Genomic DNA, 25,330 nt, shown 5'->3' on the forward strand with positions numbered 1-25,330 from the left:
CGGTCACGGCCGCGGGCCGTGGTCCGGCCCGGCACCCGCCAGGGCCAGTGACGGCCCGGGGCTACGCCCATGGCGCCAGGCGTTCGGCCTCCGGGGGCCGGCCGGGCTCGCGACCGGCCGTCGAGTGCGGACGAGCGGGAGCGTGGGCTGCGGCATCCGGGGCGCCGCGCGAGGTGCGCCCGGCGCCAGGGCATGCCGGACGCCGGGGGCCTAGGGGGGCGCACCGCAGCGCAGCGGCGGCGTGAGGTCGCTCCGGGCGCCGGCCCGGGCGCCGTACGGCGTGCCGGTGGATACGCCTACGACGCCCGTCCACTGACGGGCCGTCGGGCACCGGCGACCGGAACGCCGGGATGCTGCCGGCCCGCGCCCCGGTGTCCGGCCAAGCCGGACACCGGGGCGCGGACCACAGCGCACCGGCGGCGCGGGCTGCTCCCGGCGCCAGCCGGAGGCCGTGCCCCGAAGGGGCGCGGGGAACTGCGCGACCAGCCACAACGCATCCGCGGCCGGCCCACCGGCCCCGGTAAAGGGCTCAGCCGCGCAGGCGGGCCAGGACCGCGTCGGCCATGGCCTTCTCGCCCTTGGCGTTGGGGTGGAACGGCGCGGCCGGGCTCTCGGGGCTGACGCCCTCGACCCAGCGGTCGGCGGCCGGGACGCACACGTCGTGGCCGGCGGTCGGGGCGTACGTGTCGGCGAAGCGGACGTGCGCCACCCGGGCCTGCTCCTGGAGCATGGTGTTCAGGCGCTTCTCCGTGTCGCGCAGGTACGGCGCGTCGCCGGCGGCGATCGGCACGGCCGGGAAGCAGCTCGTCCCGTTGTCCGGCATGATCGTCGGGTAGCCGACGAGCACGACCTTGGCGTACGGGGCGCGCTCGTGAACGGCCTTCAGCACCTTGGCGATCTTGGGTGCGGCGTCGTTGATCCGCTGGGCCAGCTGGTCGGAGCCGTCGGCCGCGGTGTACTGCTTCTTGCAGGGCGCGCCGGCCGGGTCGGTGACCGACAGCTGGGCGCAGGTGCCGATGATGGTGCCGAAGCCGATGTCGTTGCCGCCGATGCCGACGGTGACGAGGCGGGTGTTCTTGCCGAGGGCGTCCAGCTGCGGCTGGTTGTCGCCCTGGGCGCGCCACATGTCGTCGGTGGTCGCGCCACTGCAACTGACGTCCTTGAACGACGTCTGACGCAGGCTCTTCGCGGTCAGCGACGGGTAGTTGACGCTGGATCGGGCGCAGTCGCCGCCCGTCTGCTCGGGTATGCCCGGGCCGGAGGTGTACGAGTCCCCCAGCGCGACGTAGCGGGCGCCGGCGGCCTGTCCGGTCGCCGGGGCGGTCGTCGCCCCGGCGGTGCCCGTCACTCCGGCCGTCAGGGCCGCGGCCGCGCCGAGCGCCGCCAGCGCCTTTCCGTATCCCGCACCGCGTTCACGCACTCGTGCCACAAGTACTCCAAAAAGTCCGAAAACTATCTTTGAAAAGCCGCTCGTCGTCCGAACAGCCGATCATTGGGGGTCAGACTCCCCGGGGTGATCATGGACTGTCAATCCGGCCGTCGGTGAGCACATGGACGGTGTCGGTGTACGCGGCGACCAACTCCCGGTCGTGGCCGACGAGCACCAGGGCCAGTCCGCGCTCGGCCCGGAGCCGGGTCAGCAGGTCCAGGACGGCGACGGCCGTGACGGGATCGAGGGCGGAGGTGACCTCGTCGCAGAGGAGCACGTCGGGGCGGGCGGCCAGGGCGCGGGCGATGGAGACGCGCTGGCGCTGACCGCCCGAGAGCTCGTGCGGGTAGCGGAGGGCGAAGCCGGCGGGCAGCCCGACGTCGCTCAGGAGCGCGCCGACGTGTTCCGCCGCCCGGCGCCCGGGAGCGATCCGGTGCAGGCGCAGCGGCCGGGCCAGCGTCGCGCCCACGGTGCGGGCGGGGTTGAGGGCGTCGAGGGGGTTCTGCGGGACGAGCTGGACGCGGCGCAGTTGCTCGCGGCCACGACGGTGGGCGGGTGCTGGCAGCGGCCGGCCGTCCAGGGTGAGGTGCCCGGCGTCGGCCGGTCGCAGCCCGGCCAGTACGCGCAGCAGCGTGGTCTTCCCGGAGCCGGAGGGCCCGGTGAGGCCGGCGGCGGCGCCGGGGGCGACGTCGAAGTCCACGGCGTCCAGGGCCCGGTGGGCGGTCCGGCCCCGGCCGTAGGTCACGGTGACGCCGTGGGCGGCCAGTACGGGCGCCTCGGCGGCGGGCCGGAAGGAAGGGGCCGGGGGCGGGGGTGCCACCCGTACCGCCGGGCCACCGCCCAGCTCCACGACCTCGTCCGCGCAGCGGTCCAGCAGGGCCGGATCGTGGCAGGCGAGGGCGACGGCCAGGGCGCGTTCGGTGGCGACGCGGCGCAGCAGGGCGGCGATCTCGTCGCGCAGGGCGTCGTCGAGTCCGGCGGTGGGTTCGTCGAGCAGCAGGACGCCGGGGGCGCGGGCGAGGGCGCGGGCGAGGGCGACGCGGCGCTGCTGACCGCCGGAGAGGGCGCCGGGCCGGCGTCCGAGGAGATCGCCGTCGGCCGGCAGCCGGCATTCCGTCAGCAGGGCCCGGACCGCCCCGGCCCCCGGGTCGGCGGCGGTCTCGGCGACCAGGCGGCGCACGATCATGCGCGGGTCGAGCGCGGAGCCGGGGTCCTGGCCCACGTACGCGAGGTGGTGGCGGCGCAGCGCGCGCAGGGCCAGCGGTGGCAGGGCGAACACGTCCCGGCCGAGGACGTGGACGGTGCCGTGGGTGACGCGCGCCCCTGCGGGGAGGGTGCCGAGGAGGGCGCGCAGGAGGGTGGTCTTGCCCGAGCCGGAGGGGCCGGTGAGGGCGGTGATCCCGCCCCGGCGCAGGACGAGGTCGGTGCGCGGGAGCAGGACGGGGCCGCCCGGGATGCCGACCTCCAGCCCGGCGACGGTGACCGGGGGCCGGCCCGGGGCGGCGGTCACGGGGTGGCCGTCCGGTGCCGGGGGCCGGCGGCGAGCGCGTCGGCGGCCAGGCCGGCGCCGACGGCGAGGATGCCGACGGCGGCGGCGGGCGCGAGGACGGCCCAGGGGTTGAGCAGTACACCGGGGGCGTTCTCCCGGATCATCAGGGCCCAGTCGGCCGCGGGCGGCTGGGGGCCCAGCTGAAGGAACCCGGCCATGGCGATGACGTAGACGGCCTCGACGAAGCGGAGCCCGAACAGGGCCAGGACGGTGGCGCGCAGGTTGGGCAGGATCTCGCGCAGGGCCACGTACGGGGCCCGTTCGCCACCGGCGACGGCCGCCTCGACGAAGCCGGAGGCGGCGAGCGGCGCGGCGGCCGCGGCGACGACGCGCACGGCGTACGGCGTGCCGAGGACGACGGCCGCGGCGGCGACGGCCAGGCGGCGTCCGCCGGGCCAGGTGAGGGCGATCAGCATGAAGCCCAGGACGGGCGGGAGGAGGATGACGACGTCGGCGGTGCGTTCCAGCAGCCGGCCCGGACGCGGGGCGAGGGCGGCGAGGCAGCCCAGGACGGCCGCCAGCAGGGTCACGATCACGGCGACGGCGAGCGCCCCCGCGACGAGGGCGCCGCCGCCGTGCAGCAGCCGGCTCCACACGTCCCGGCCGAGCTGGTCCCCGCCGAGGAGCGCGCCGCCACCGGGCGGGGCGTAGGGGGCGGCGACGGGGGTGTCGAGGGGGTGCGGGGCGAGCAGCGGGCCGAGGGGGGCGAGCAGGGCGAGGGCGAGGCCCGGGGCGGCGAGGAGCAGGGTGAGGGCGCGGGCCCCGGGGCGCCGGCGGCGCGCCGGACCGGATGCGGCGGTGACGCTCACGGTCGACCTCCGGGCGTACGGAGGAACGCGCGCGGAGGCGTGAACCCGCCCCTCTCCCGGCCCGTGCGGGACATCGCGGCGGCGGCCCCGGCCGGGAGCGGCGCGGGGTCGGCGTCAGGGGTGCGAGCGGTCATGGGCGGACTCCCACGGTGCGGGCGCGGACGAGGTCGGCGAGGACGAGGACGAGGGTGATGACGGCGGCCGCGCAGGCCACCACGCCGGCGATGACGGGGGTGTCGCGGTCGGCGACGGCCCCGGCCAGGACGGTGCCGGCGCCGGGGTAGTTGAAGAGGGTCTCCACGACGACGGCACCGCCCAGCAGCATGCCGGTGGAGGTGGCCAGGCCGGTGACGACGGCCGGCAGCGCCCCGGGCAGCACGTGGCGCAGCAGCACCCGGGAGGGGGACAGCCCGTCGAGGACGGCCGCCTCGACGTGCGGCGTACGGGCCTGGTCGGCGAGGGCGGCGCGGACGACGCGGGTGTTCCAGCCGGTCTGCGGCACCACGAGGGCCAGGACCGGCATGACCAGCATGGTCCAGTCGGCGGGCGCGCCGTCGGCGCCGGTGAGGGTGGCGGCGGGCAGCCAGCCGGTCCACAGCGACAGGACGAGCAACAGGGCGGCGGAGACGACGAATTCGGGCAGGGCGAAGGCGGCGGTGGAGGCGATGGAGACGGCCCGGTCGACGGGGCCGCCGGGCCGGGCGGCGGCCCGGCAGCCGAGGGTGAGGGAGAGCAGGGCGGTCAGGACGAAGGCGGTGCCGCCCAGCAGGAGGGTGTTGGGGAGGGGGGCGGCCAGCAGGTCGGTGACGGGCCGGCCGTGGGCGGAGGTGCCGAGGTCTCCGGTGGGCAGGCCGGTGATCCAGTCCCGGAAGCGTACGGGGAGCGGCCGGTCGAGGCCGAGCAGGTGCCGGCGCCGGGCGACGTCGGCGGCGCTCTCGCCCCGGTCGGAGGTGGCGGACGCGGCGTCGCCCGGGAGGAGTTGGACGGCCGCGAAGACGAGGGCGAGCAGCACGCCGAGCAGCGCGAGACGCCGGCCGAGCAGAGCGGCGAGGCGCAGGACGGCTCCGGCGAGACGGCGCGCCCGGGGGGCGGCGGGGCCGGGTGCGGCCGCCCCGGGGGCCGTCTTCCCCCGCCCCGCCGCCCCGCGTATGCCGCCGGGTCGGCCCGTCACCGGTCGAGCCAGACGTGTTCGAGCTGGACGCGCCCGTACCCCGGCAGCCGGGGCAGGTCGCGGACCCGGGCGGCGGCCAGGTCGATGCCGTCCGCCATGCCCCACAGCAGGTAGCCGGAGCGTTCGTGCTCGACGCGCTGGAGGGTGCGCAGGGCGTCCGCGCGCGCGGCGGCGTCCTTCGTGCCGGTGACCTCGGCGTAGGCGGCGTCGAAGTCCGGGTCGGAGAAGTTCGCCTCGTTCTGGCCGGCGCCGGTGGCCAGGGTCTTGGAGGCGAAGAAGACGACGGAGTCGTTGGTGCCCCAGTAGGTGGTGTAGAGATCGCCCTTGAGCCAGATCCGGTCGTAGAAGGCGCCGGACTCCTGCTTGACGACCGTGACCTTCACCCCGGCCTCGCGGGCCTGCGTGGCGAAGAGGGTGGCGGACTCGGCGAGTCCGGCGATGTCCTCGGTGGTGACCAGCTCGTATGTGCGGCCGAGGTCGAAGTCCGCGTCCTTCAGCAGTCTCCTGGCGCGGTCCAGGTCGCGGGTGCGCCGGGGGATGTCCTTGGCGTACGCGGGGTCGGCGGTGCCCAGGACGTCGTTGGCGACGGCGCCGTAGCCGGAGAGGACCTGCTTGACCATGGCCTCGCGGTCCACGGTGAGTTTGAGCGCCTCGCGGACCCGGGGGTCGGCGAAGGGGCTGCCGGCGGAGGCGCGCATGACGATGGGCATGGCCATGTCGTTCGGCCGGCGTACGACGGTGATGTCCCGGCGGCCGGCGGCGGTGCGGCCCGCGACGGCGCCGGCGTTGGAGGCGAGGTCGATCTGGCCCGCCAGCAGTGCGTTGGACATGGCCTGGGGGCTCTCGAACATGGTCACCTCGACGGCGTCGAGGAGGACCGTGCCGCCGTGCCAGTGGTCGTTGCGCAGGAGGCGCGCGTTGCCGCCGCGGTACCAGTCGAGCCGGAAGGGGCCGGTGCCCGGGGCCTTCTCCAGCTCCTTGTCGCCGGTGCCCTTCTTGAGGACGAACGTGGTGAGCCGGGTGAGCAGGGGCAGGTCGGCGTTGGGCCGGTCGGAGACGAGGACGACGGTGTTCCCGCCGTCGGCGGTGATGCCCTCCGCCCGGACGCCGGGGAGGCGGGCGGCGCCGGCCGGGGTGCCGCGCAGCCGGCGCAGGGACCAGACGGCGTCGTCGGCGGTGACCGGGGTGCCGTCGTGGAAGGCGGCGCCCTCGGCGAGGGTGAAGCGCCAGGTCCGCAGGTCGTCGGAGGCCTTCCAGGAGGTGGCGAGGCGGCCGACGGTGTTGGCCTTCGCGCCGGGTGCGGTCAGGGTGTCGTAGGTCAGGGATATGACCAGATAGTCACTCTCGTTGCCCTGATTTCCATGGGGGTCGCGCGTGATGGCGGAGGCGCGACCGAGTGCGCCGACGCGCAAGGTGCCTCCGGTGCGCGGCTTGTTCCCGTTGTCCCCGGAGGTCTTTCCGTCGCCTTCCCCGCAGGCGGAGAGCAGCGCCGCGGCGCCCGCCCCCGCTCCGGCCATCAGCACCTGACGCCTGTTCACGTCCACATCGACCTCGATCCGCACGCAGAAGTGAGGGGTACTTAGGTTTGCCTACCCTAATGACCTTCGCCCGGCAAGCTCCCGTGCGTGATGCAGGGAAATCGGCCAGCGCGCGATCCGCACCCCAACTCCCGCTATTTCACGATGAGTTCGGCCGGAACGGACCTAACGGGTAACCGTCGAGTTAGGTTTGCCTTACCTAACCTGACGCAGTAACTTCAAGCCAGTCCCCCTCGCGCCGCCCCCACCACCGCCACGGAAACGGGAGATCGCGCCATGAGCACGGGAACATCCGCCCCCACCCGCCGGCTCGACGACGCCTCGGTCCACGCCCTCCACCGCGCCGCCGCGGAGATCATCGCCGCCCACGGCCCCTCCACCGCCTCGCCCGGCCTCCTGCGTCACGTACGGGAACGCGCCGCGGACCTCGGCACGACCCTGCGCCGGCACTGCCGGCCCGTGGACACCGACGCCGGCCTGTACGTCCTGCGCGGCCTGCCCGTCGACGACGCCGGGCTCGGCCCCACCCCCACGAACTGGGCCACCGCCGGCACCGCCGGGGCCCGGCACGACGTCGTCCTGCTCCTGCTGGCCGGTCTCATGGGCGTACCACTGGCCTGGGAGGGCCAGCAGGAGGGCCGCTTCGTGCACAACATCGTCCCCGCCGCCGGCCAGGAGCGGAAACAGACCGGGGCCGGCAGCACCGTCCTGCTCGGCCCGCACACCGAGGACGCCTTCCACCCCGGCCGCGCCCACCTGCTCCTGCTGAGCTGCGTGCGCAACCCCGACGGCGTCGCCACCACCGCCGCCAGCGTCCGCCGCGTCCGCCTGGACGAGGCCACCATCGCCGAACTGTGCCGCCCGGTCCTGCCGATCCTGCCCGACGACGCCTACTTCCCCGCCCGGGACATCACCGGATCACGCCCCGCCGTCCCCGCCCTGTGGCACTCCCCGGACGGCCTCACCCTGCGCTTCGACCCGGCCTACACCCCGCTCGACGAGGCCGGCCCCTCCTACCGGGCCGCCTACGCGCGCCTGGCGGACGAACTCGCCCGCGTCTCCGTCGCGGTGCGCCTCGCCCCCGGCGACGTCCTCGTCGTCGACAACGACCTCGTCGTCCACGGCCGGGTGCCGTTCACCCCGCGCTACGACGGCACCGACCGCTGGCTCAAGCGCGCCTCGGTCCGGGTGCCCGGCCGCCGCACCCGGCCCACCGCCGAGGAGCACGAACACGGCTACGGCCAGAAGGCCCTTGAGGCACCCGAGGCACCCGAGGCACCCGAGAGGTGTGAGCCGCCTGAGACGCCGGGGACGCCCAAGGCCCTTGAGGCCGACCCCACCGCCTGACCGCCTTCCGTACGCGCCCCGGAGGAACCGCCATGACCGACCGGACCGCCTCTCCCACCGTCCCCACCTCCCCCACCGCCCCCGAGCCGATATCCGCCGACGACCGCTTCCTGACCCTCCTGTCCGCCGGCGACGTGGCCGGCATCGCCGTCACCCCGGCCGACGTCGTCGAGACCGTCGAGAGCGCCTACCGGGCCCTGGCCGCCGGGCTCTCCGACAACCCCCGCAAGCTCACCGTCAAGCCGGCCGACGGTCACTCCGTGGCGTACGCCATGCTCGGCCGGGACGGCTCCCGCGAGGTCGTCGCCGTCAAGACCTCGTACAAGCACGGCCTGCGCGCCCCCCGCGACGCGCAGCACTACTACACCGCCCTCACCCTCTACGACGACCGCACGGGCCTGCCGCTGGCGATGATGGACTGCGGCCGCGTCGGCGCCCTGCGCACCCCCGCCGTCTCCGCGCTGCTGGCCCGCGAGTGCGCGGCCCCCGGGGCGCGCAGCGCCCTGCTCATCGGCACCGGCACCCAGGGCCGTCTCGCGCTGCCGTTCCTGCTGACGACCCTGCCCGGGCTGGACCGGCTGATGGTCTACGGCACCCACCCGGAGGGCCTCGCGGCGGTCCGCGCGGCGCTGCGCGCCCACGCCCCCGACCGGTCCGCGGAGGTCGTCGACGACCCCGCGGTCGCCGCCGCGGAGGCCGATGTCGTGCTCGCCACGGCCGGCCCCCACACGCCGGCGCGGGTGCCCTCCGCCCGGCTGCGGCCCGGCGCCCTGGCCGTCCTCGTGGGCTACGGCCTGGACCCCTCCACCCTGCGCGACGCGGACCGGGTGGTGGCCACCAGCGAGGCCCAGATGCGGGTCACCGGCACCGACATGGCCGACGAGAAGGGCGAACTGCGGGCCGTGGACGCGGAGTTCCCCGAGGTCCTGGCTGGCACCGCGGCCGGCCGGCACGCGCCCGGCGAGCGCGTCTTCGCGTACAACAGCGGTCTGGTCGTCACCGACATCGCCCTCGGGCACCGGTTCGCGCGGCTGGCCCTCGCCCAGGGGCTGGGAACCCGGGTGCCGCTGTGGCGATGACGGGCACGAGCGCGCCCCCGCTGCCCGCCCATCCGGACGGGTGGGCGGCGGAGGTGCTGGCCAGCGGGCTGCTCCAGGAGCTCTCCCACGCCTTCGGCGGCCCCTTCCACTTCCTGCTCCCCGAGCACTTCGACGACCGTCTCGCCGCCTTCCGGGCCGTGCTCGCCGAGGCGGGCGTGGCGGGCCGGGTGTACTACGCGAAGAAGGCCAACAAGGCGGCCGTGTGGGCCGAGCGGTGCGCGGCGGCGGGGGCGGGCGTGGACGTCTCCTCCGGCGGGGAGCTGCGCGAGGCCCTCGCCCACGGGGTGCGGGGCGAGGATCTCGTGGTCACCGGCCCGGCCAAGGACGCGTACCTGCTGCGGATCGCCGTGCTGCACGGCTGCCTGATCGCCGTGGACTCCGTCGACGAGCTGGACCGCCTGGTCTCCCTGGCGCCGATCCCGATGCTCGCCCTCGCCCCGGGCGAACGGGCCCGGCCGGCCCGGGTGCTGCTGCGGCGGCTGCCGCCCGGGCAGCCGCACAGCCGCTTCGGCCTGGACGCCGCCGAGGTGGCGGTGGCGCTGCGGCGCTGCGCGGAGGCCGGGGACGCCGTCCGCATGGAGGGCTTCGGCTTCCATCTGTCCGGCTACGCCGTCCAGCCCCGTACCGACCTGGCCGGGCAGCTGGTCACGCTCTGCCGGGCGGCCCGGGCGCTGGGGCTGCGGGCCGACCGGATCAGCGTCGGCGGCGGCTTCGCCGTGGACTACGCCGCGGCCGCGGACTGGCAGGGCTTCCTCGCCCGGCAGGGCCCCGCGCACTACCACGCGGGCAGGGAGTTCGCGCCGGGCGCCTTCTATCCGTACCACTCCCCCGTGGCCGGGGCCGACGCCCTGCGGGCCGTCCTCGCCGCCACCCCGGCCGGGCACACCCGTACCCTCGCCCGGCTCCTGCGCGACGAGGGCGTCGCCCTGCTCGCGGAACCGGGCCGGGCCCTGCTGGACCGGGCCGGGTCGACCGTCTTCCGGGTCCAGGGGGTCAAGGAGCGCGACGGCCACGCCGTCCTCACCGTGGACGGCAGCAGCCTGAGCCTGTCCGAGCAGTGGTTCGGCAGCGAGTACCTGCCGGACCCCGTGCTGCTCACCCCGGCCGGGCCCGTCACCGGCCCACCGGTCGTGGCGGCCTGCGTGGGCGGGGCCACCTGTCTGGAGAACGACATGCTCAGCTGGCGGAAGGTGCCCTTCCCCGCCCGGCCGTCGGTCGGCGACCTGCTGGTCTACCCGAACACGGCCGGCTACCAGATGGATTCCAACGAGTCCCCGTTCCACGAGCTGCCGTTGCCGCCCAAGGTCGTCGTCGAACGCCCGGCGTCGCCCGGGGCACGGCCGCGCTGGCGCCTGGACCGGCACGGGGCCGCCCGCCCGTGACGCCGGCCATGGCGTACCGCCTTGTCACAGAAGCACCGACCACAGGAGTACCGACCCCAGGAGTACCGATCCCATGCACGAGGCACTCACCCGCCCCGCCGTGGTCACCCGCGTCTCCGACCTCATCGGCGCCACCCCGCTGCTGGAGCTGTGCCGCACCGCGACCGGCAGCCGGCTGCTGCTGAAGCTGGAGATGTTCAACCCGACGGGCACGGCGAAGATCCGTATGGCCCGCCGGATGGTGCTGGACGCCGAGGCCCGCGGCGAACTCCGCCCGGGCGGCCGCATCGTCGAGTCGACCTCCGGCAACACCGGGCTCGGCCTGGCCGTCATCGCCGCCGAGCGCGGCTACGCGTTCACGGCCGTGGTCGACCACCACGCCTGCCCCGACAAGCTGCGTGCCCTGCGCGCCCTGGGCACCGAGCTGGTGTACGTCACCGGCGACGGGTCCGGCGAACTCGCCACCGCCGCCCGGGAGGAGCTGGCCGAGCGCCTGGCGCGCGGCCGCGACAACACCGTCTTCACCGAGCAGCACAACAACCCGAGCAACGGCACCGGTTACGCCCCGGTCGCCCACGAACTGCACCAGGCCCTCGGCGGCCGGCTGGACGTGCTCATCGGGGCCGTCGGCACCGGCGGCTCGCTCTGCGGCACCGCGCGCGTGCTGCGCGGCCTGGTGCCGGGGCTGCGAACGGTCGGCGTGGAGCCCGAGGGGTCCGTCGCCTTCGGCCCGCCGGCCCACGACTACCACCAGTCCGGCACCGGCACGCCCGCCGGGGCGCCCCTGGGCGCGCTGGTCGACTTCGCCCTCATCGACGAGGGCGCCAAGGTCGGCGACGTCGAGGCCTTCGCCACCTGCCGGGCGGTGGCGCGTACCGGCCTGCTCATCGGCGGTTCCGCCGGAGGGGTCGTCCACGAGGCCCTGGGCAGGCTGCCGGTTCTCCCGCCCGGCAGCACCGTGGTAGCCCTCGTCAACGACGGCGGTGAGAAGTACCTGGACACCGTCTTCGACGACGACTGGATGGCCGCCCGGGGCCTCCTCGACCCGGCGGCCGAGCGCGGGATCGAGGACGTGCTCGGCAAGCTCCGCGGAAGGGAGGCGAGGTGCGACCGGCACCACTGATACGGGAGGTGCGGTCACTGACCGCCCTCGCCGTCCCGCTGATCCTCACCCAACTCGCCCAGGTCGCGCTCAGCACCACCGACACCGTGATGCTGGGTCTGCTCGGCACGGCGGACCTGGCGGCGGGCGGCCTCGCCCTCGTGCTGTTCAACCAGGTGCGCACCATGGGCGTGGGGCTGGTGACGTCGGTGGGCAACCGGATCGCGGCGGCGGCCGCCCGGGCCGAGCGCTCCGGGCGCGACGGCTCCGGGGAGATCCGCGCGATCGTCCGGGCGAGCATGGCCGTGGCGACGCTGGCCGGGCTCGCGGGGGCGCTGCTGCTGGTCGCCGCGGGTCAGTGCCTGCCGCTGCTGGGCCAGGACGCGGCGGTGGCCCGGCGGGCCCGGGACCTGCTGGCGGCGCTGGCCCCCGGGCTGCTGCCCTGTCTGTGGTTCCAGGCGGTACGTCAGTTCACGGTCGGCATGCGACGGCCGCGGGCGCTGCTGCGCATCACGCTCGCGTCGGTGGCCGTCAACGCCGCGCTCGACTGGGCGCTGATCCACGGCTCGTGGGGGCTGCCCCGGCTCGGCCTGACGGGCGTCGGCGTGGCGACGTCCGTGGTGCACCTGCTGACGTTCCTGGCGCTGTACGCGTCGGCCCGCGCGGACCGCGCGCTGGCCCCGCTGCTGAGCCTCGACCCGGTACGGGCCGACCGGGCGACCGTACGCGACCTGCTGTCCCTGGGCGTGCCGATCGCGGCCACGTACGGCTCGGAGGCGGGGTTCTTCTCGCTGACGACGCTGCTGGCGGGCACGTTCGGCGGCGCGGCGCTGGCCGCCCACACCGCCGTCAACCAGCTCGTGTACATCGTCTTCCAGGTCGCCGTGGGCCTGTCGCACGCGGCGTCCGTCCACGTCAGCCGCGCCCTGGCCCTGGACGACGTCCCGGCGGCCCGGCGCGTCGGCAGCACGGCGCTGGCCTGCGGCGCCGTGGTGACGGCCGGGGTGGCCGCGCTCTATCTCGCGGCACCGCGCCTGGTGCTGCGCCCGTTCCTGGACGGCACCGCGGCGGGGGACGCGGACGCCCTGCCGATCGCCTCCCGCCTCCTGCTCGTCGTCGCCGTGCTCCAGTTCTTCGACTGCGCGCAGAACATCGGCGTCGGACTGCTGCGCGGCCTGGACGACACCCGGGGCGGCTTCCGCGTCACCCTGGTCGGCTACTGGCTGATCGGCCTGCCCGCCGCACTCCTCCTGGGCCACACGGCGGGCCTGCGTGTGGTGGGCGTATGGCTCGGCCTCCTGACGGGCCTGGCGGCGACGGCGATCCTGCTGCTGCGCCGCTACGCGAGGGGGCTGGAGGGGAGGCGGGACCGGTTAATTGGCATCCAAGAATCCAATTAGCTACGCTGAGGCCGTGCGACTGACCAAGAGCACCGACATCGCCCTGCGCATCGCCATGCGCCTGGCGGTGGCGGACGACGCCGAGGACGCGCCGACCACCCGCGAGGTGGCCGACGCGGTGGACGTGCCGTACACGCACGCCGCCAAGGTGGTCAGCCGCCTGCAACACCTGGGGGTCGTCGAGGCCCGCCGGGGCCGCGGCGGCGGGCTCACCCTCACCGCCGCCGGGCGCACCGGGTCGGTCGGCCGGCTGGTGCGCGAGCTCGAGGGCACCGGCGACGTCGTGGGCTGCGAGGACGAGCCGCCCTGCCCGCTGCGGTCCGCGTGCCGGCTGCGCGGCGCGCTGCGCGCGGCCCAGGAGGCCTTCTACTCCGCGCTCGACCCGATCACCATCGAGGAACTGACCGGCCCGCCGACCGGACCGGTCCTCCTCTCCCTGGGAACCCGCCCGGGAAGCTGACACCGTGCCGCCCCCTACCCGTCCTTCCGTCCGCGCAAAAATACGAATCTGAGATACCAATTATCTTGGGAGGAGTGCCGATGCTGTCCCCGAAGTCGGCCGAGATCGTCCGCGCCACCCTGCCCGCCGTGGGCGGGGCCATCGAGGAGATCACCGGGTTGTTCTACGAGCGGCTCTTCGCCGCCCACCCGGAGCTGCTGCGCGACCTGTTCAACCGCGGCAACCAGGCCGCGGGCACCCAGCGGCAGGCCCTCGCCGGCTCCATCGCCGCGTTCGCCACGGCACTGCTGGAGCACCCGGACGTCCGACCGGACGCGATGCTCTCCCGCATCGCCCACAAGCACGCCTCGCTCGGCGTCACCCGCGGCCAGTACCTCGTGGTCCACCAGCACCTCTTCGCCGCGATCGCCGAGGTGCTGGGCGACGCGGTGACGGAGGAGGTCGCCGCCGCCTGGGACGAGGTCTACTGGCTGATGGCCAACGCCCTCATAGCCCTGGAGTCCCGGCTCTACGAGGAGTCGGGCGTGCTGCTCGGCACCACCTGGCGCGTGTGCCGCGTCGTCGCCCGCCGGAGCGAGACGCCCGACGTCACCACCTTCCTCGTCCGTCCCGAGGACGGCCGCCCGCTGCCCGCCGCCCGGCCCGGCCAGTACGTGTCCGTGCAGGTCGTCCTCCCCGACGGCGCCCGGCAGATCCGCCAGTACAGCCTCTCCGGCCACCCCGAGGACGCCCTCCAGTTCTCCGTGAAGCGGGTGACCGGCGAGCCGGACGGGGAGGTCTCGAACCACCTCCACGACCGGGTGGCCGTGGGCGACGTGCTGCGCGTCGGACACCCCTTCGGCGACGTGACCCTCGACGACGGCGACGGCCCCGTCCTCCTCGCCTCCGCCGGCATCGGCTGCACCCCGATGATCGGGATGCTCTCCCACCTCGCCGCCACCGGCTCCACCCGCCGCGTCATCGCCGTGCACGCCGACCGGGACGAGACCTCGCACGCCTTCCGCGCCGACCTCGACCAGCTCGTCGCCAAGCTCCCGGACGCCACGGCCCACGTCTGGTACGAACACCCCGAGGAGCCCAGGCCCGCGTCCCGCACCGGTTTGGCCGACCTCTCCCTGATCGAGGTCCCGGCCGGCACCACGGCCTACCTCTGCGGCCCGCTGCCGTTCCTCAAGGCGGCCCGCGCCCAGCTGCTGGCGACCGGCGTCGCTCCCGAGCGCGTCCACTACGAGGTGTTCGGCCCCGATCTGTGGCTGGGGGGCGGTTCCTGAGGCTGGTGCCCGGGGCCCGGCAGCAGCGTGCCGGGCTCCGCGGCCGCCACCTCCACGGCCTCCGTCTTGACGCTGCGGCGCTGCTGCCTGGCGACCCGGTTGGCGACCCAGGACAGGAGCATGCACATCCCGATGTAGATCGGCGAGATGATCATGACGACCGGGATGAACGGCAGGTCGTAGTCGAGGTTGCTGGCGATCAGCTTGCCCGCGTGGAGGAACTCCTCGTAGGTGATGAGGAAACCGAGCGAGGTGTCCTTCAGGGCGACGACCAGCTGGCTGATGATGGCCGGGAGCATCGCGCGCACGGCCTGCGGGACCAGGACGTACGTCATCACCTGGGTCTTGCGCATGCCCAGTGAGTACGCCGCCTCGCGCTGCCCGCGGTCCACGGAGTTCACGCCGGTGCGGAAGACCTCGGCCAGCACCGAGCCGTTGTAGAGCGTCAGGCCGGTGACCAGCGCGGGCAGGGGCTGGACCTTGAGCGCGACGAAGATGAAGAAGATCATCACCAGCACCGGCATGGCCCGGAAGAACTCCACGACGAGCGTGGCGGCCCAGCGCAGCGGCCGGTGCACCGACAGCCGGCCGCAGGCGAGGACCCCGCCGAGGGCGAGCGAGAGCACGGCGGCGTAGGCGAAGGCCTTGAGCGTGTTGCCGAGGCCGCGCAGCAGCATCTCCTGGATGCCCACGTACGTGAACGGGGTCCACTTGGCGGCCGTGAACTGCTCGGTGTCGAAGAGCAGGTAGAGCGCCCAGGCGATGATGCCCAGGATCACCACCGTGGCCACCAGGCCGTAGAGGAGGTGGCGGCGCCGGGCGTGCGGACCGGGGATGTCGTAGAGGGCGGTGCCGGTGCTCATCGGGCCACTCCGTAGCGCTTCTCGAGCAGATTGAAGATCGCGCTGATGGACAGGGTCACGATCAGATAGCCGACGGCGATCCAGACGAAGGACCAGACGACGCTGTAGCCCAGCTCGCTGGTCGTCCGGTACGTGCCCAGGAGCTCGGTGACGCTGAACGACCCGGCGATCGCCGAGTTCTTGGCGAGCGCGATCAGCGTCGAGCCGACCGGCGGGATGACCGAGCGGAAGGCCTGCGGCAGCACGACGAGGCCGAGGGTCTGGGTGAAGGTCATGCCCAGGCTGCGGGCCGCCTCGCCCTGGCCGGTGGGCACGGTGTTGATGCCCGAGCGCAGCGCCTCGCAGATGAAGGCCGAGGTGTAGCAGCCGAGGGCGAGGACCGCGAAGAGCTGGAAGGGCAGCACGATCCCGAAGCGCGGCAGCCCCAGCATCACCGCGAAGAACAGCAGGGTGAGCGGGGTGTTGCGGAGGACCGTCACCCACACGGTGCCGAAGACGCGCAGCGAGCCGACGGGCGCCACCCGGAACGAGGCCATGACGAAGCCGAGGGCGAGCGCGAGCAGCGAGGCGTAGACGGTGAGTTCGACGGTGCCGAGCAGGCCCTCGCCGTAGAGGGAGAGGTTGTCGATGAGGACGTTCACGGGGGCGCTGCTCCTCAGCTCGCCGGGTAGCGGTCGACGGGGGGCGGCTGCGGGGCGGGCACACCGGACAGGCCGAGGGTCGCGTCGTAGGCCTTCTTCCAGTCGCCGTTCTTCTCGTGGGCCGTGAGGGCGTCGTCGAGGGCGTAGCGCAGGGCGGTGTCACCGCGCGGCACCCCGACGCCGTAGGGCTCCCGGGAGAAGGGCTGTCCGACCACCTTCAGCTCCTCGGGCGCCTTCGCCGCGTACCCCATGAGGATGGAGTTGTCGGTGGTGACGGCGTCCACCTGGAGGCTGATGAGGTTGTCCACGCAGATCGAGTACGTGTCGTAGGCGACGGCGACGGCCTTGGGGTAGTCGCGCTGGATGCGCTGCAGCGGGGTGGAACCGGCCGCCGAGCAGACCCGCTTGCCGGCCAGGTCCTGGGGGCCGTTGATGTCCGTCTCGTCCTTCCGTACGAGCAGGGACTGCCCGGCGATGTAGTACGGGCCCGCGAAGCCGACCTGCTTCTTGCGCAGGTCGTTGATGGTGTACGTGCCGACGTAGAAATCGATCTGGCCGTTCTGCAGGGCGGTCTCGCGGTTGGCGGAGGCGATGGTGCGGAAGGCGATGGTCTTCGGGTCGAAGCCGAGGGAGGCGCTCAGCATCCGGGCGATCTCGATGTCGAAGCCGGAGTAGGTGCCGGTGGCGGGGTCCTTCTCGCCCAGGTAGGGCTGGTCCTCCTTGACGCCGACGACGAGGTGGCCGCGGCGCTTCGCCGCCCGCCAGGTGGGCGAGTCGGGCAGCTGGAAGCCGGTGGCGACCTGGTAGGTGGGCAGCTGCTCGGGCTTGGGGCCCTTGACCGGGGGGCTGCCCTCCTTGCCGCAGCCCGCGGTGAGCAGGACGGCGGCGAGGGCGAGGGCGGCGACGAGGGCGGTGGCGAGGCGTCTCATGGTGTGCGGTCACCCCCGCTCAGTGCTTGAGGATCTTGGAGAGGAAGTCCTTCGCCCGGTCGCTGCGCGGGGCGGTGAAGAACTCCTCGGGCGAGCGGTCCTCGACGATGCGGCCGTCGGCCATGAAGACCACGCGGTTGGCGGCGGAGCGGGCGAAGCCCATCTCATGGGTGACGACGACCATCGTCATGCCGTCCCGGGCGAGCTGCTGCATGACCTCCAGCACTTCATTGATCATCTCCGGGTCGAGCGCGGAGGTCGGCTCGTCGAAGAGGATCACCTTGGGGTCCATGGCGAGCGCGCGGGCGATGGCCACGCGCTGCTGCTGGCCGCCGGAGAGCTGCGCCGGGTACTTCTCCGCGTGGGCGAGCAGCCCGACACGCTCCAGCAGCTCGCGCGAGCGCCGGTCGGCCTCCTCCCGGCCGCGCTTGCGGACCTTGAGGGGCGCCAGGGAGACGTTCTCCAGCACGGTCTTGTGCGCGAAGAGGTTGAACGACTGGAAGACCATGCCGACCTCGGCGCGCAGCCGGGCCAGTTCGCGGCCCTCCTCGGGCAGCGGGTGACCGTCGAGCAGGATCGTGCCGGACTCCACGGGTTCCAGGCGGTTGATGGCCCGGCACAGCGTGGACTTGCCGGAGCCGGATGGGCCGATGATCACCACCACCTCGCCGCGGCCGACGGTGAGGTTGATGTCCCGCAGCACGTGCAGCTGTCCGTAGTGCTTGTTGACGTCGCGCAGCTCGATCAAAGGATCGACGGCCATACCAGCCCTACCCACTCTCGGCACCCTCGTGGTCGCCGCAAGCTATCCGCCCCCGTACGGGACGTCTCCGGCGACACGCGTACGTACCGGGATCGACCCGGACCGGCGACCCCGGAAGCCGCCATTTGCCCTAGGTACACAGACCGAGCCTGGGTACCTAGCCTGTGGTGGCCGGTTGGGGGAAGCAGTGGGGGAAGGGAGCCCGGAGTGGGCGACAGCAGGCCCGTATACCTGCGCATCGCGGACGACCTGCGGCAGCGGATCGACGAGGGAGGCCTCGCGGTGGGCGACCGCATCCCCTCCCGCTCCGAGCTCAAACGCGCGTACGAGGCCAGCGACCAGACCGTGGACCGCGCGGTCCGGGTCCTGAAGGCCGCCGGCTACGCGCAGGGCCAGTTCGGACGGGGGGTGTTCGTCACCGACCGGGCGCCGCTGGGCACGCTCCTGCGGTCGACCGGCGCCGTCGACTCCCCCTTCGCGGCACAGATCAAGGAGTACGACAGCCACCCGGCGGCCGGCCCCGCGGCGGGCCGCGACGGCCGGGAGACCGTGCTCACCTGGGAGGCCTCCTCCAGCGAGACCACCGCCCCGGCGCCGATCGCCGAGCGGCTGGGCATCGACACGGGCGAGCCGGTGCTCTGCACCCAGTACGAGTACCTCGCCAACCGCCACCCCGTGCAGCTCGCCACCAGCTGGGAACCGCTGACCATCACCGAGGGCACCGACGTCGCCCTCCCCGAGCGCGGCCCCTACGCCCGGCGCGGGGTACGTGGCCGGCTCGCCGCCATCGGCGTCCGGGTCGTCCGGGCCCGCGAACTGGTCGGCTCCCGCCCGGCCACCACCCCCGAGGCGGAGGCGCTGGGCTGCGCCGCCGGCCAGTGCGTCACCGTCGTCGAACGCACCCACTTCGACGGTGACGACCGGGCGGTGGAGACCTCCGACATCGTGGTCCGCGCGGACCGCTGGCGGCTGGAGTACACGATCCCCTTCACGAGCTGACCGTCCCGTCACCGGGTGGAGGGCGGCCGGGGCGGCCCGAAGGTCAGTGCTCCGCGATCTCCGCGTAGAGCCGGGACAGCTCCGGCGCGCCGTCCGCCGCCCAGGTCCGGCCCGCCTCGACCACGTCGATCTCCCGGCCGTTGGCCAGCCGGACGACCGGCTGGCCGTCCTGCCGGATCCACCAGCCCGCGCCCTCCACGGTCCGCACGACGACCGTGCCCAGATAGAGACCGGCGTCGTTGCCGAGCCAGGAGACCAGCTCCGGGTCCTCGCGCCAGCGCGGCTGCAGCTGGTCCAGCTCCTCCAGGGACGACGGCGCGTCGTCGAGCGCGACACCGGCCGACTGCGCGTGCGCACGCAGCAGTTCGCACTCCGACAACAGCTCGGCCAGTCCTTCCGGGTCACGATCGGCCACCCCGGGCGCCACCCCGCCGTGAGCCGGACCGAGCCGCTTGCGCCAGCCGTCCAAGAAGGGAATGTTCATACTGAGCAGTCTGACGCATCGGGACGCCGTTCGGCCGCCAGGACCGGAACGGGCCCGGTCCCGCGGCCCCGGCGCGGAAGCACGTCAGTGACACACGTGACGGCGCACGCCGTCGCGGATCTCCGTGATGGGCGACGGACAGCCTTCCGGGCACGGAGAGGGCACGGCGGCGAAATTGATCCTGCGGTCCCGCGGGTGATCGCACACCGAGCAGTACCAGCACGGGGCACGGCCAGGGGTGGTGTCCCACCACATGGGACTCCCGCACCGATTGCACCGCACCAGCGGAGGGCCTTGGATCTCCTGACGTCCCGTCATCCCACCATCGTCCCGGCCGGTATGCCGACCGTCCCGGATTCGGGCGTCGTTAACCGGAAGGAGGGACGGAGGAAACGTCGAGGGGGACCATCACCGGCCCAGCTTCTTCAGGGCCGACCAACGGGCTTACCTCGCCTTCGGCGTACGCCCGTTGGAGGGACACACGCGCACGGCCGGCGACCCGTCCGGACCGCCCCGGCGGGAGGCCGTCGTGCCACGTCCGGGCCGTGTCCGGCCGCCCCGGGCGGGTATGGACGGTACGGCAGAGGCCTCGCCGCCGTCACGACGCGCCCGACGTGGCCGATTGGCCTCCTTGACGTTCATCACCCGTCTCCTTAGCTTCATCCCGCCACTTTCCGAGCGGGCAAACCTGGGAGGCATGACACGCATGCTCCGGACACCGAGTCGCAGGACGGGCGGCGGCGGACGGCACAGACGGACCGCGGCCCTGGCCGGGGTCGTGGCGGCCGGCGCCGTGTGCGCCGTCGTTCTCGCCGACACCCCCGCCCTGGCCGGAACCGCCGCCGCGAACCCCCCGGCGCACTCCGCCGCGTACAAGGAGCCGCTCCCTCTGGAGCGGCTCTTCGACAATCGGGCGGTCAGCGACGACGCCCGCCCGGGTGCCGCCGACTTCGACGGCTCGGGCGGCTCCTTCTCCGCGCAGGACCTCGCGGCCGCCGGCTGGACGCCCGGCCGCGCGCTGGACATCGACGCCTCCCGGCTCGTATGGCCGCGCACCGCGCCCGGCCGGCCCGACAACGTCCGCGCCGCCGGGCAGTCCGTACGCCTGACCGGGCGCGGCGACGCCCTGACGTTCCTGGTCGCGGGCAGCACCAAGGGCGCCACCGGACGCACGATCGGCGGGAAGGGGACCGTCCGCTACCGCGACGGGTCCACCACCTCCTACGCCCTCGACGCGCCCGACTGGCGGCGCGGCCCGCTCACCACCAAGGCCGTCGCCCTGCCCCACCGCAACACCCGTGACGGCCAGCGCACCGAGACCACCCGTCTCTACGCCGTCACCGTGCCCGTCGCGCGCGGGCGGGACATCGCCTCCGTGGTGCTGCCCCGCACCTCCGGCGCGGCGACCGGCCTCCACGTCTTCTCCCTGGCGCTGCGCGCTCCCACCAAGGAGTGGACCGGCAGCTGGGCGGCGTCCACGTCCGGGTACGCCACCGTCGGCCCGTGGACGGACCGTACGCTGCGCCTCGTCGTGCACAGCAGCGCCGGCGGCCCCGGGACCAGGATCCGGCTGGAGAACACGTTCGCCGCGCGGCCGGTGCGCATCGGGCACGTCAGCGTGGCCCTGCAGGACAAGGACGCCGGGGCGGCCGGCCGGCCCGTGCCGCTCACCTTCGGCGGCCGCGCCGGCACCGAGATCCCGGCGGGCGCGCAGCAGTTCAGCGACCCCGTGGGCTTCCGGGTCCCGCCGGACACCAACCTGCTGGTCAGCATCCACCTCCCCGGCACCGTCCGCGCCGTGCCCGTGCACAGCTACACCAGCCAGGTCTCGTACCTCAGCGCCGACGGCCTCGGCGACCGCACCGGCGACCGCGGCGCGGGCGTGTTCACCGAGAAGCTCGACGCCTGGCCGCTCCTGACCGGCGTGGACGTCAGCGGCGGGCCCGGCTCGCTCGTCACGCTCGGCGACTCCATCACCGACGGCGAGGCGGCCACCCCGGGCACCAACGGCCGCTGGCCCGACCTGCTGGGCCGCCGCCTGCGCGCCCAGCACACCGTCCCGGCGCTCGGCGTCCTCAACCACGGCATCTCCGGCAACCGCGTGGCCACCGACCGCTACCCCGGCGAGGGCACCAGCAACGTCAAGAGCGGGGTGAGCGCCGGCAACCGCTTCGAGCGCGACGTCCTGGCGCAGACCTCGGCCCGTACGGTCATCGTCTTCGAGGGCGTCAACGACATCCGCGCCGGCACCAAGGCGGACGAGGTCATCGCCGTCCTCCGGTCGATCACCGCCCGGGCCCACGCGCGCGGCCTGCGCGTCGTGGCGGCCACGATCGCCCCGTGCGGCGGCTTCTACGACTGCACCCCGGCGGCCGACGCCGAGCGCGCGGCCATCAACCGGCACATCCGCACCGCCAGGATCTACGACGCCGTGTTCGACTTCGACGCGGCGATCCGCGACCCCCAGCACCCGGAGCGGATGCTGCCGCGCTTCGACGCCGGGGACCACCTCCACCCCAACGACGCCGGCATGCGGGCGTTCAGCGAGTCCGTGGACCTGCGCAAGCTGGTCTGACGGCATACGGGAGAAGACGGGGGGGGCGGCCCAGGGCCCGCGGCCGCCCCCTTCCCTCGTCAGAGCTCCAGGTCGACGACCACCGGGGCGTGGTCCGAGGCGCCCTTGCCCTTGCGCTCCTCGCGGTCCACGTAGGCGTCCTTGCGGGCCTTCTCGAACGCGGCGTTGCCGTACACCAGGTCGATCCGCATGCCGCGGTTCTTGGGGAAGCACAGCTGGCGGTAGTCCCAGTAGGTGTACGGCCGGTCGTACTTCAGCGGGCGCGGCACGACGTCCGACAGGCCCGCGTCCCGCAGGGCCGCCAGGGCGGCGCGCTCGGCCGGGGTGACGTGCGTCGCGCCCTCGAAGACCGCCGGGTCGAAGACGTCCTCGTCGGTCGGGGCGATGTTGAAGTCGCCGAGGACCGCGAACGGCCGCTCCCCCGGCACGTCGGCGGTGACCGCGTCGCGCAGGGCCTCCAGCCAGTGCAGCTTGTACGTGTAGTGGTCGTGGCCGACCTCGCGGCCGTTCGGCACGTACACCGACCAGAGGCGGACGCCCCCGCACGTCGCCGAGATCGCGCGGGGCTCCTGCCCACCGTCGTAGTCGGGGCCGCCCGGCAGCCCCATGACCACGTCCTCCAGGCCGACGCGGGAGACCAGGGCCACGCCGTTCCACCGGCCGTCGGCGTTGACCGCCGACTCGTACCCGAGCTCGCGCAGCTCGTCGGCCGGGAACTGCTCGGCGCCGCACTTGGTCTCCTGGACGCACAGCACGTCCGTGCCGGTGCTCTCCAGCCAGGCCAGGACCCGCGGGAGACGGGCGGTGATCGAGTTCACGTTCCAGGTGGCGATGCGCATGCGGCCAGCCTAACGGCCACCACTGACAGCCCCCGGCCGTCGCCCGTCAGACGTCGATGCTCCCGCCCGCCGCCAGCCTGATGTGGTCCGCCCCCGCGACGCCCGGCCCGGCCGGCCCCAGCATCCGGTCGTAGACGGGCCGCGCCAGATCCGTGAGCAGCGCGTCGTGGATGTCGACGGACCGGCGCGGCGCGACCTCCCTGACGTAGTCGATGACCTCCGAGACCTTGTTCCACGGGGCCATGACCGGGACCATCAGCGTGTCGACCGGCCGCCCCGGCAGCGTCAGCGCGTCGCCGGGGTGGAAGACGGAACCGTCCACGAGGTAGCCGACGTTCGTGATCCGCGGGATGTCCGGGTGGATCACGGCGTGCAGCTGCCCGTGCACCTGGATGTCGAACCCGGCCGCCGTGAAGGCGTCGCCCTCCCCCACCGTGTGCACCCGGCCGGGGAAGGCCGCCGAGACCTGCTCCGCGACGCTGCGCGGCGTCCACAGCTCGGCGGCCGGGTTGGCGTCGAGGGCCGCCCGCAGCCGGGCCTCGTCGAAATGATCGGGGTGCTCGTGGGTGACGAGCACCGCGTCCGCGCCGACGGCCGCGTCCGTCTCGCTGAACCCTCCCGGGTCGATCACGAGCGTGCGGCCGTCCTTCTCCAGGCGGACACAGGCATGGCTCTGCTTGATCAGCTTCATGGGGCCATCCTGCTACGGCGCTCCGCGGTTACGCGTTCCCGCTGCTGGTTTCGGCCAGGACACGGTGCGCTGCCGCCATGGCCGCCCTGGCGGTGGGCAGACCGCAGTACGGCGCGGTCTGGATCAGCGTCTCCCGGATCTCCTCCGGGGTGACGCCGGCCCGCAGGATCGCACGGGTGTGCGCGGCGAGCTCGTCGAGGTGGCCGCCGACGGCGAGCGCCGTGAGGGTCACCAGGCCGCGGGTGCGCCGGTCCAGGCCGGGGCGGGCCCACGTCCCGCCCCACTCGACGCGGTCCGCGAAGGCGTCGAAGACGGGGTCACCGCTGGTGGGGGCGGCGGTCCCGAGGACCTCGTCGCGGAGGCGCCGGGCGGCCGTGTCGCCGGCCGATGCCGCGGCCGCGTCGGCGGCGGCGTACGGGTTGCCGTCCAGGGGGCCGCCGACCGGTGGCACCGGCCCGAAGCCGACGTGGGGCGCGGCGGCCCCGGCCGGGCTCTCGGCGGGCGGCAGCGCCGGACCGAAGGCGCCGGGGGTGGCGACGGCCACGGCGGCCGCCCGGGCCGGCCCGAAGCCGGACGGCTCTGCCGGGGAAGCGGTACCGGTGCTCCCGGCGAGCGGGTCACCGGCCGCGGGACCGCCTGCGGCGAGACCGCCGGCCGGACCGCCCTCGCCCGTCGCCGGCGCGGCGCCGGGCGCGGCCCGTTCGCCGTCAGGTGCGGCGGAGACCGGACAGCCGCCGTCGCCGTGCCCGGTGCCCGACGGCCTGTCGCCGCCTGGCACGGCGGAGTCCGGGTACCCGGCCTCGCTCAGCACGGCCTGCGCGGCCGGCGCCGCGCCGGCTCCCGACGCCGGCCCCTCACCGCCCGGCGCACCGGACCCCCGGTATCCGTCCTCGCCCCGCCCGGCCGTCGCCGACGACCCCGCCCGGGCCGTGGCGCCCCCCGGCGTCGCACCAGCCGGCAGCCGGTCGGCGCGCTCCTCCTCGCCCTGACCCGTGGCCACGGGACCGCCCGATCCGGGCCGCTCGTCGCCCGGCACGGCCGACGGAGCCGCGTACCCGTGCTCGCCACCCCCGCCGACCGTCCCGCCCGCGGCCGTACGGGCGCCGGCCGCGAGCCCGTCGCCGCCCGGCACCGTCTGCCCCCCGCCTCCGGGCGCGCCCGGAACCGGCCGCCGCCATGTCGTCGTGAAGTGCCGTACCAGCAGGTCCGTCACCGCCGACGGCTGTTCGACCGGGGCCAGGTGGCGGGCCGCCGGGACGACGGCGAGGCGGGCGTCGGGGATGCCGGCCACCAGGACGCGGGCCTCCGCCGGCGGGGTGAGGTCGTCCTCCGCGCCGACGACGACCAGCGTGGGCACGTCGATGCGGCCCAGTTCGCCGCGTATCCCGAACGCGGCCAGCGCGTCGCACGCGGCCGCGTACGAGTGGAGGTCCGTCGTGCGCACCATCTGGACGGCCCAGTCGACGATCGCCGGCTGTGCCCCGCCGAACGCGGGCGTGAACCAGCGCTCGGGCGCGGTGCGCGCCACCGGTTCGAGGCCGTTCGCGCGGACGCCGGCCGGGCCGCCGGCCCACCGCTCGATGCCGTCGAACCGCGCGGCCGCGCCGACCACGGCGAGCGACGCGAGCCGGGCCGGGTGGCGCAGGGCGAGGTCGGCGCCCACCGCGCCGGAGACGCAGCAGCCGGCGAACGCGAAGCGGTCGACGCCCAGCGCGTCGAGGGTGGCGAGGAGCCGGTCGGTCAGGTCACCGACCGTCGTTGCCGGCTCGGCGGGGGCGCCGCCGTGCCCCGGCAGGTCGAACCGCACCACGCGCCAATGGCGCGTGAACTCGGGGATCTGACGGTCCCACATGTGCCAGGTGGTGCCCAGCGCGGGACCGAGGACCAGGACGGGGGCCTCCTCGGGGCCGTCGGTCCGGTACTGGAGAGTAGGGGTCTGCTTCTCGCTCACCGCGCCACGCTATCCGCCGGCGACGGACACCCGTTCG

At 74.7% G+C, this 25,330-nt stretch carries 22 protein-coding genes and 1 pseudogene; 9 read left to right on the forward strand and 14 right to left on the reverse strand.

Translation table 11 applies throughout. The features are described 5' to 3' along the window. Nucleotides 1-529: 529 nt before the first annotated feature. From AC07BS_RS20085 to AC07BS_RS20105, 5 genes are all read right to left on the reverse strand, one after another. Entirely contained in the window at nt 530-1,429 is a 900-nt protein-coding gene (locus AC07BS_RS20085; protein WP_478640328.1) for an SGNH/GDSL hydrolase family protein, read from the reverse strand. An 88-nt stretch (nt 1,430-1,517) separates the two neighbouring features. Then, complete coding sequence (locus AC07BS_RS20090) at nt 1,518-2,939, reverse strand: ABC transporter ATP-binding protein (RefSeq protein WP_478933506.1); 1,422 nt, start codon at nt 2,937-2,939, stop codon at nt 1,518-1,520. Further along, entirely contained in the window at nt 2,936-3,787 is an 852-nt protein-coding gene (locus tag AC07BS_RS20095) for an ABC transporter permease subunit (RefSeq protein ID WP_478640330.1), read from the reverse strand. Before AC07BS_RS20095 ends, AC07BS_RS20090 begins: the two co-directional genes overlap by 4 nt. Before the next feature lie 130 nt (nt 3,788-3,917). After that, nucleotides 3,918-4,844: an ABC transporter permease gene (locus tag AC07BS_RS20100; RefSeq protein WP_478933561.1), complete on the reverse strand. Its 927-nt coding sequence runs from the start codon at nt 4,842-4,844 to the stop codon at nt 3,918-3,920. 110 nt (nt 4,845-4,954) lie between these two features. After that, nucleotides 4,955-6,502, reverse strand: coding sequence for an ABC transporter substrate-binding protein (locus AC07BS_RS20105; RefSeq protein WP_478933563.1), 1,548 nt, complete (start codon nt 6,500-6,502; stop codon nt 4,955-4,957). A 270-nt stretch (nt 6,503-6,772) separates the two neighbouring features. Here AC07BS_RS20105 and AC07BS_RS20110 point away from each other — a divergent pair, with 270 nt between their 5' ends. The 7 genes from AC07BS_RS20110 to AC07BS_RS20140 all read left to right on the forward strand — a co-directional run bounded on the left by AC07BS_RS20110 (nt 6,773) and on the right by AC07BS_RS20140 (nt 14,558). After that, nucleotides 6,773-7,843, forward strand: coding sequence for a TauD/TfdA family dioxygenase (locus AC07BS_RS20110; protein WP_478640336.1), 1,071 nt, complete (start codon nt 6,773-6,775; stop codon nt 7,841-7,843). Between the two features lie 32 nt (nt 7,844-7,875). Beyond that, on the forward strand, nt 7,876-8,922 hold the full coding sequence (locus tag AC07BS_RS20115; protein ID WP_478933508.1) for an ornithine cyclodeaminase family protein: 1,047 nt from the start codon (nt 7,876-7,878) through the stop codon (nt 8,920-8,922). Beyond that, entirely contained in the window at nt 8,913-10,325 is a 1,413-nt protein-coding gene (locus tag AC07BS_RS20120; protein ID WP_478933510.1) for a type III PLP-dependent enzyme domain-containing protein, read from the forward strand. The genes AC07BS_RS20115 and AC07BS_RS20120 overlap by 10 nt, the downstream gene beginning before the upstream one ends. Nucleotides 10,326-10,398: 73 nt before the next feature. After that, entirely contained in the window at nt 10,399-11,448 is a 1,050-nt protein-coding gene (locus AC07BS_RS20125; protein ID WP_478933512.1) for a cysteine synthase family protein, read from the forward strand. Further along, nucleotides 11,430-12,827, forward strand: coding sequence for an MATE family efflux transporter (locus tag AC07BS_RS20130; RefSeq protein ID WP_478640345.1), 1,398 nt, complete (start codon nt 11,430-11,432; stop codon nt 12,825-12,827). Before AC07BS_RS20125 ends, AC07BS_RS20130 begins: the two co-directional genes overlap by 19 nt. 13 nt (nt 12,828-12,840) lie before the next feature. Then, nucleotides 12,841-13,287: an RrF2 family transcriptional regulator gene (locus tag AC07BS_RS20135; protein WP_478640347.1), complete on the forward strand. Its 447-nt coding sequence runs from the start codon at nt 12,841-12,843 to the stop codon at nt 13,285-13,287. An 80-nt stretch (nt 13,288-13,367) separates the two neighbouring features. Next, complete coding sequence (locus AC07BS_RS20140; protein ID WP_478933515.1) at nt 13,368-14,558, forward strand: globin domain-containing protein; 1,191 nt, start codon at nt 13,368-13,370, stop codon at nt 14,556-14,558. Here the strand turns inward: AC07BS_RS20140 and AC07BS_RS20145 are convergent. Genes AC07BS_RS20145 through AC07BS_RS20160 form a run of 4 tightly spaced genes read right to left on the reverse strand, consistent with a single transcriptional unit; the run spans nt 14,513 to nt 17,754 of the window. Further along, complete coding sequence (locus AC07BS_RS20145; RefSeq protein WP_478640352.1) at nt 14,513-15,421, reverse strand: amino acid ABC transporter permease; 909 nt, start codon at nt 15,419-15,421, stop codon at nt 14,513-14,515. The two genes, AC07BS_RS20140 and AC07BS_RS20145, sit on opposite strands and share 46 nt — an antisense overlap. Then, on the reverse strand, nt 15,418-16,062 hold the full coding sequence (locus tag AC07BS_RS20150) for an amino acid ABC transporter permease (protein ID WP_478640353.1): 645 nt from the start codon (nt 16,060-16,062) through the stop codon (nt 15,418-15,420). The genes AC07BS_RS20145 and AC07BS_RS20150 overlap by 4 nt, the downstream gene beginning before the upstream one ends. 14 nt (nt 16,063-16,076) lie before the next feature. Further along, nucleotides 16,077-16,991 carry a glutamate ABC transporter substrate-binding protein gene (locus AC07BS_RS20155; RefSeq protein WP_478933518.1) on the reverse strand — a complete coding sequence of 305 codons (915 nt, stop codon included), beginning with the start codon at nt 16,989-16,991 and terminating at the stop codon, nt 16,077-16,079. A 19-nt stretch (nt 16,992-17,010) separates the two neighbouring features. Further along, nucleotides 17,011-17,754 carry an amino acid ABC transporter ATP-binding protein gene (locus tag AC07BS_RS20160; protein WP_478640358.1) on the reverse strand — a complete coding sequence of 248 codons (744 nt, stop codon included), beginning with the start codon at nt 17,752-17,754 and terminating at the stop codon, nt 17,011-17,013. A gap of 207 nt (nt 17,755-17,961) precedes the next feature. On the opposite strand from AC07BS_RS20160, the gene AC07BS_RS20165 reads away from it, so the two are divergent. Further along, nucleotides 17,962-18,753 carry a GntR family transcriptional regulator gene (locus tag AC07BS_RS20165; protein ID WP_478640361.1) on the forward strand — a complete coding sequence of 264 codons (792 nt, stop codon included), beginning with the start codon at nt 17,962-17,964 and terminating at the stop codon, nt 18,751-18,753. Nucleotides 18,754-18,796: 43 nt separating this feature from the next. Here the strand turns inward: AC07BS_RS20165 and AC07BS_RS20170 are convergent, their stop codons facing one another. Further along, nucleotides 18,797-19,237, reverse strand: a complete 441-nt coding sequence (locus tag AC07BS_RS20170; RefSeq protein WP_478640364.1) for a DUF6278 family protein — start codon at nt 19,235-19,237, stop codon at nt 18,797-18,799. Between the two features lie 706 nt (nt 19,238-19,943). On the opposite strand from AC07BS_RS20170, the gene AC07BS_RS20175 reads away from it, so the two are divergent. Continuing rightward, nucleotides 19,944-21,812, forward strand: a complete 1,869-nt coding sequence (locus AC07BS_RS20175; protein ID WP_478933565.1) for an SGNH/GDSL hydrolase family protein — start codon at nt 19,944-19,946, stop codon at nt 21,810-21,812. A gap of 59 nt (nt 21,813-21,871) precedes the next feature. On the opposite strand, the gene AC07BS_RS20180 is transcribed toward AC07BS_RS20175, so the two are convergent. The 4 genes and pseudogenes from AC07BS_RS20180 to AC07BS_RS20195 form a co-directional block, all read right to left on the reverse strand. After that, entirely contained in the window at nt 21,872-22,651 is a 780-nt protein-coding gene (locus AC07BS_RS20180) for an exodeoxyribonuclease III (protein WP_478640366.1), read from the reverse strand. 46 nt (nt 22,652-22,697) lie between these two features. Beyond that, complete coding sequence (locus AC07BS_RS20185; protein ID WP_478933521.1) at nt 22,698-23,342, reverse strand: MBL fold metallo-hydrolase; 645 nt, start codon at nt 23,340-23,342, stop codon at nt 22,698-22,700. A 28-nt stretch (nt 23,343-23,370) separates the two neighbouring features. Beyond that, on the reverse strand, nt 23,371-24,474 hold the full coding sequence (locus AC07BS_RS20190) for a carboxymuconolactone decarboxylase family protein (protein ID WP_478933566.1): 1,104 nt from the start codon (nt 24,472-24,474) through the stop codon (nt 23,371-23,373). A 21-nt stretch (nt 24,475-24,495) separates the two neighbouring features. Next, nucleotides 24,496-25,293: pseudogene (locus AC07BS_RS20195) on the reverse strand (alpha/beta fold hydrolase); the annotation flags it as partial. Between the last annotated feature and the right edge of the window lie 37 nt (nt 25,294-25,330).

Source organism: Streptomyces sp. NPDC044063 (assembly GCF_056434285.1).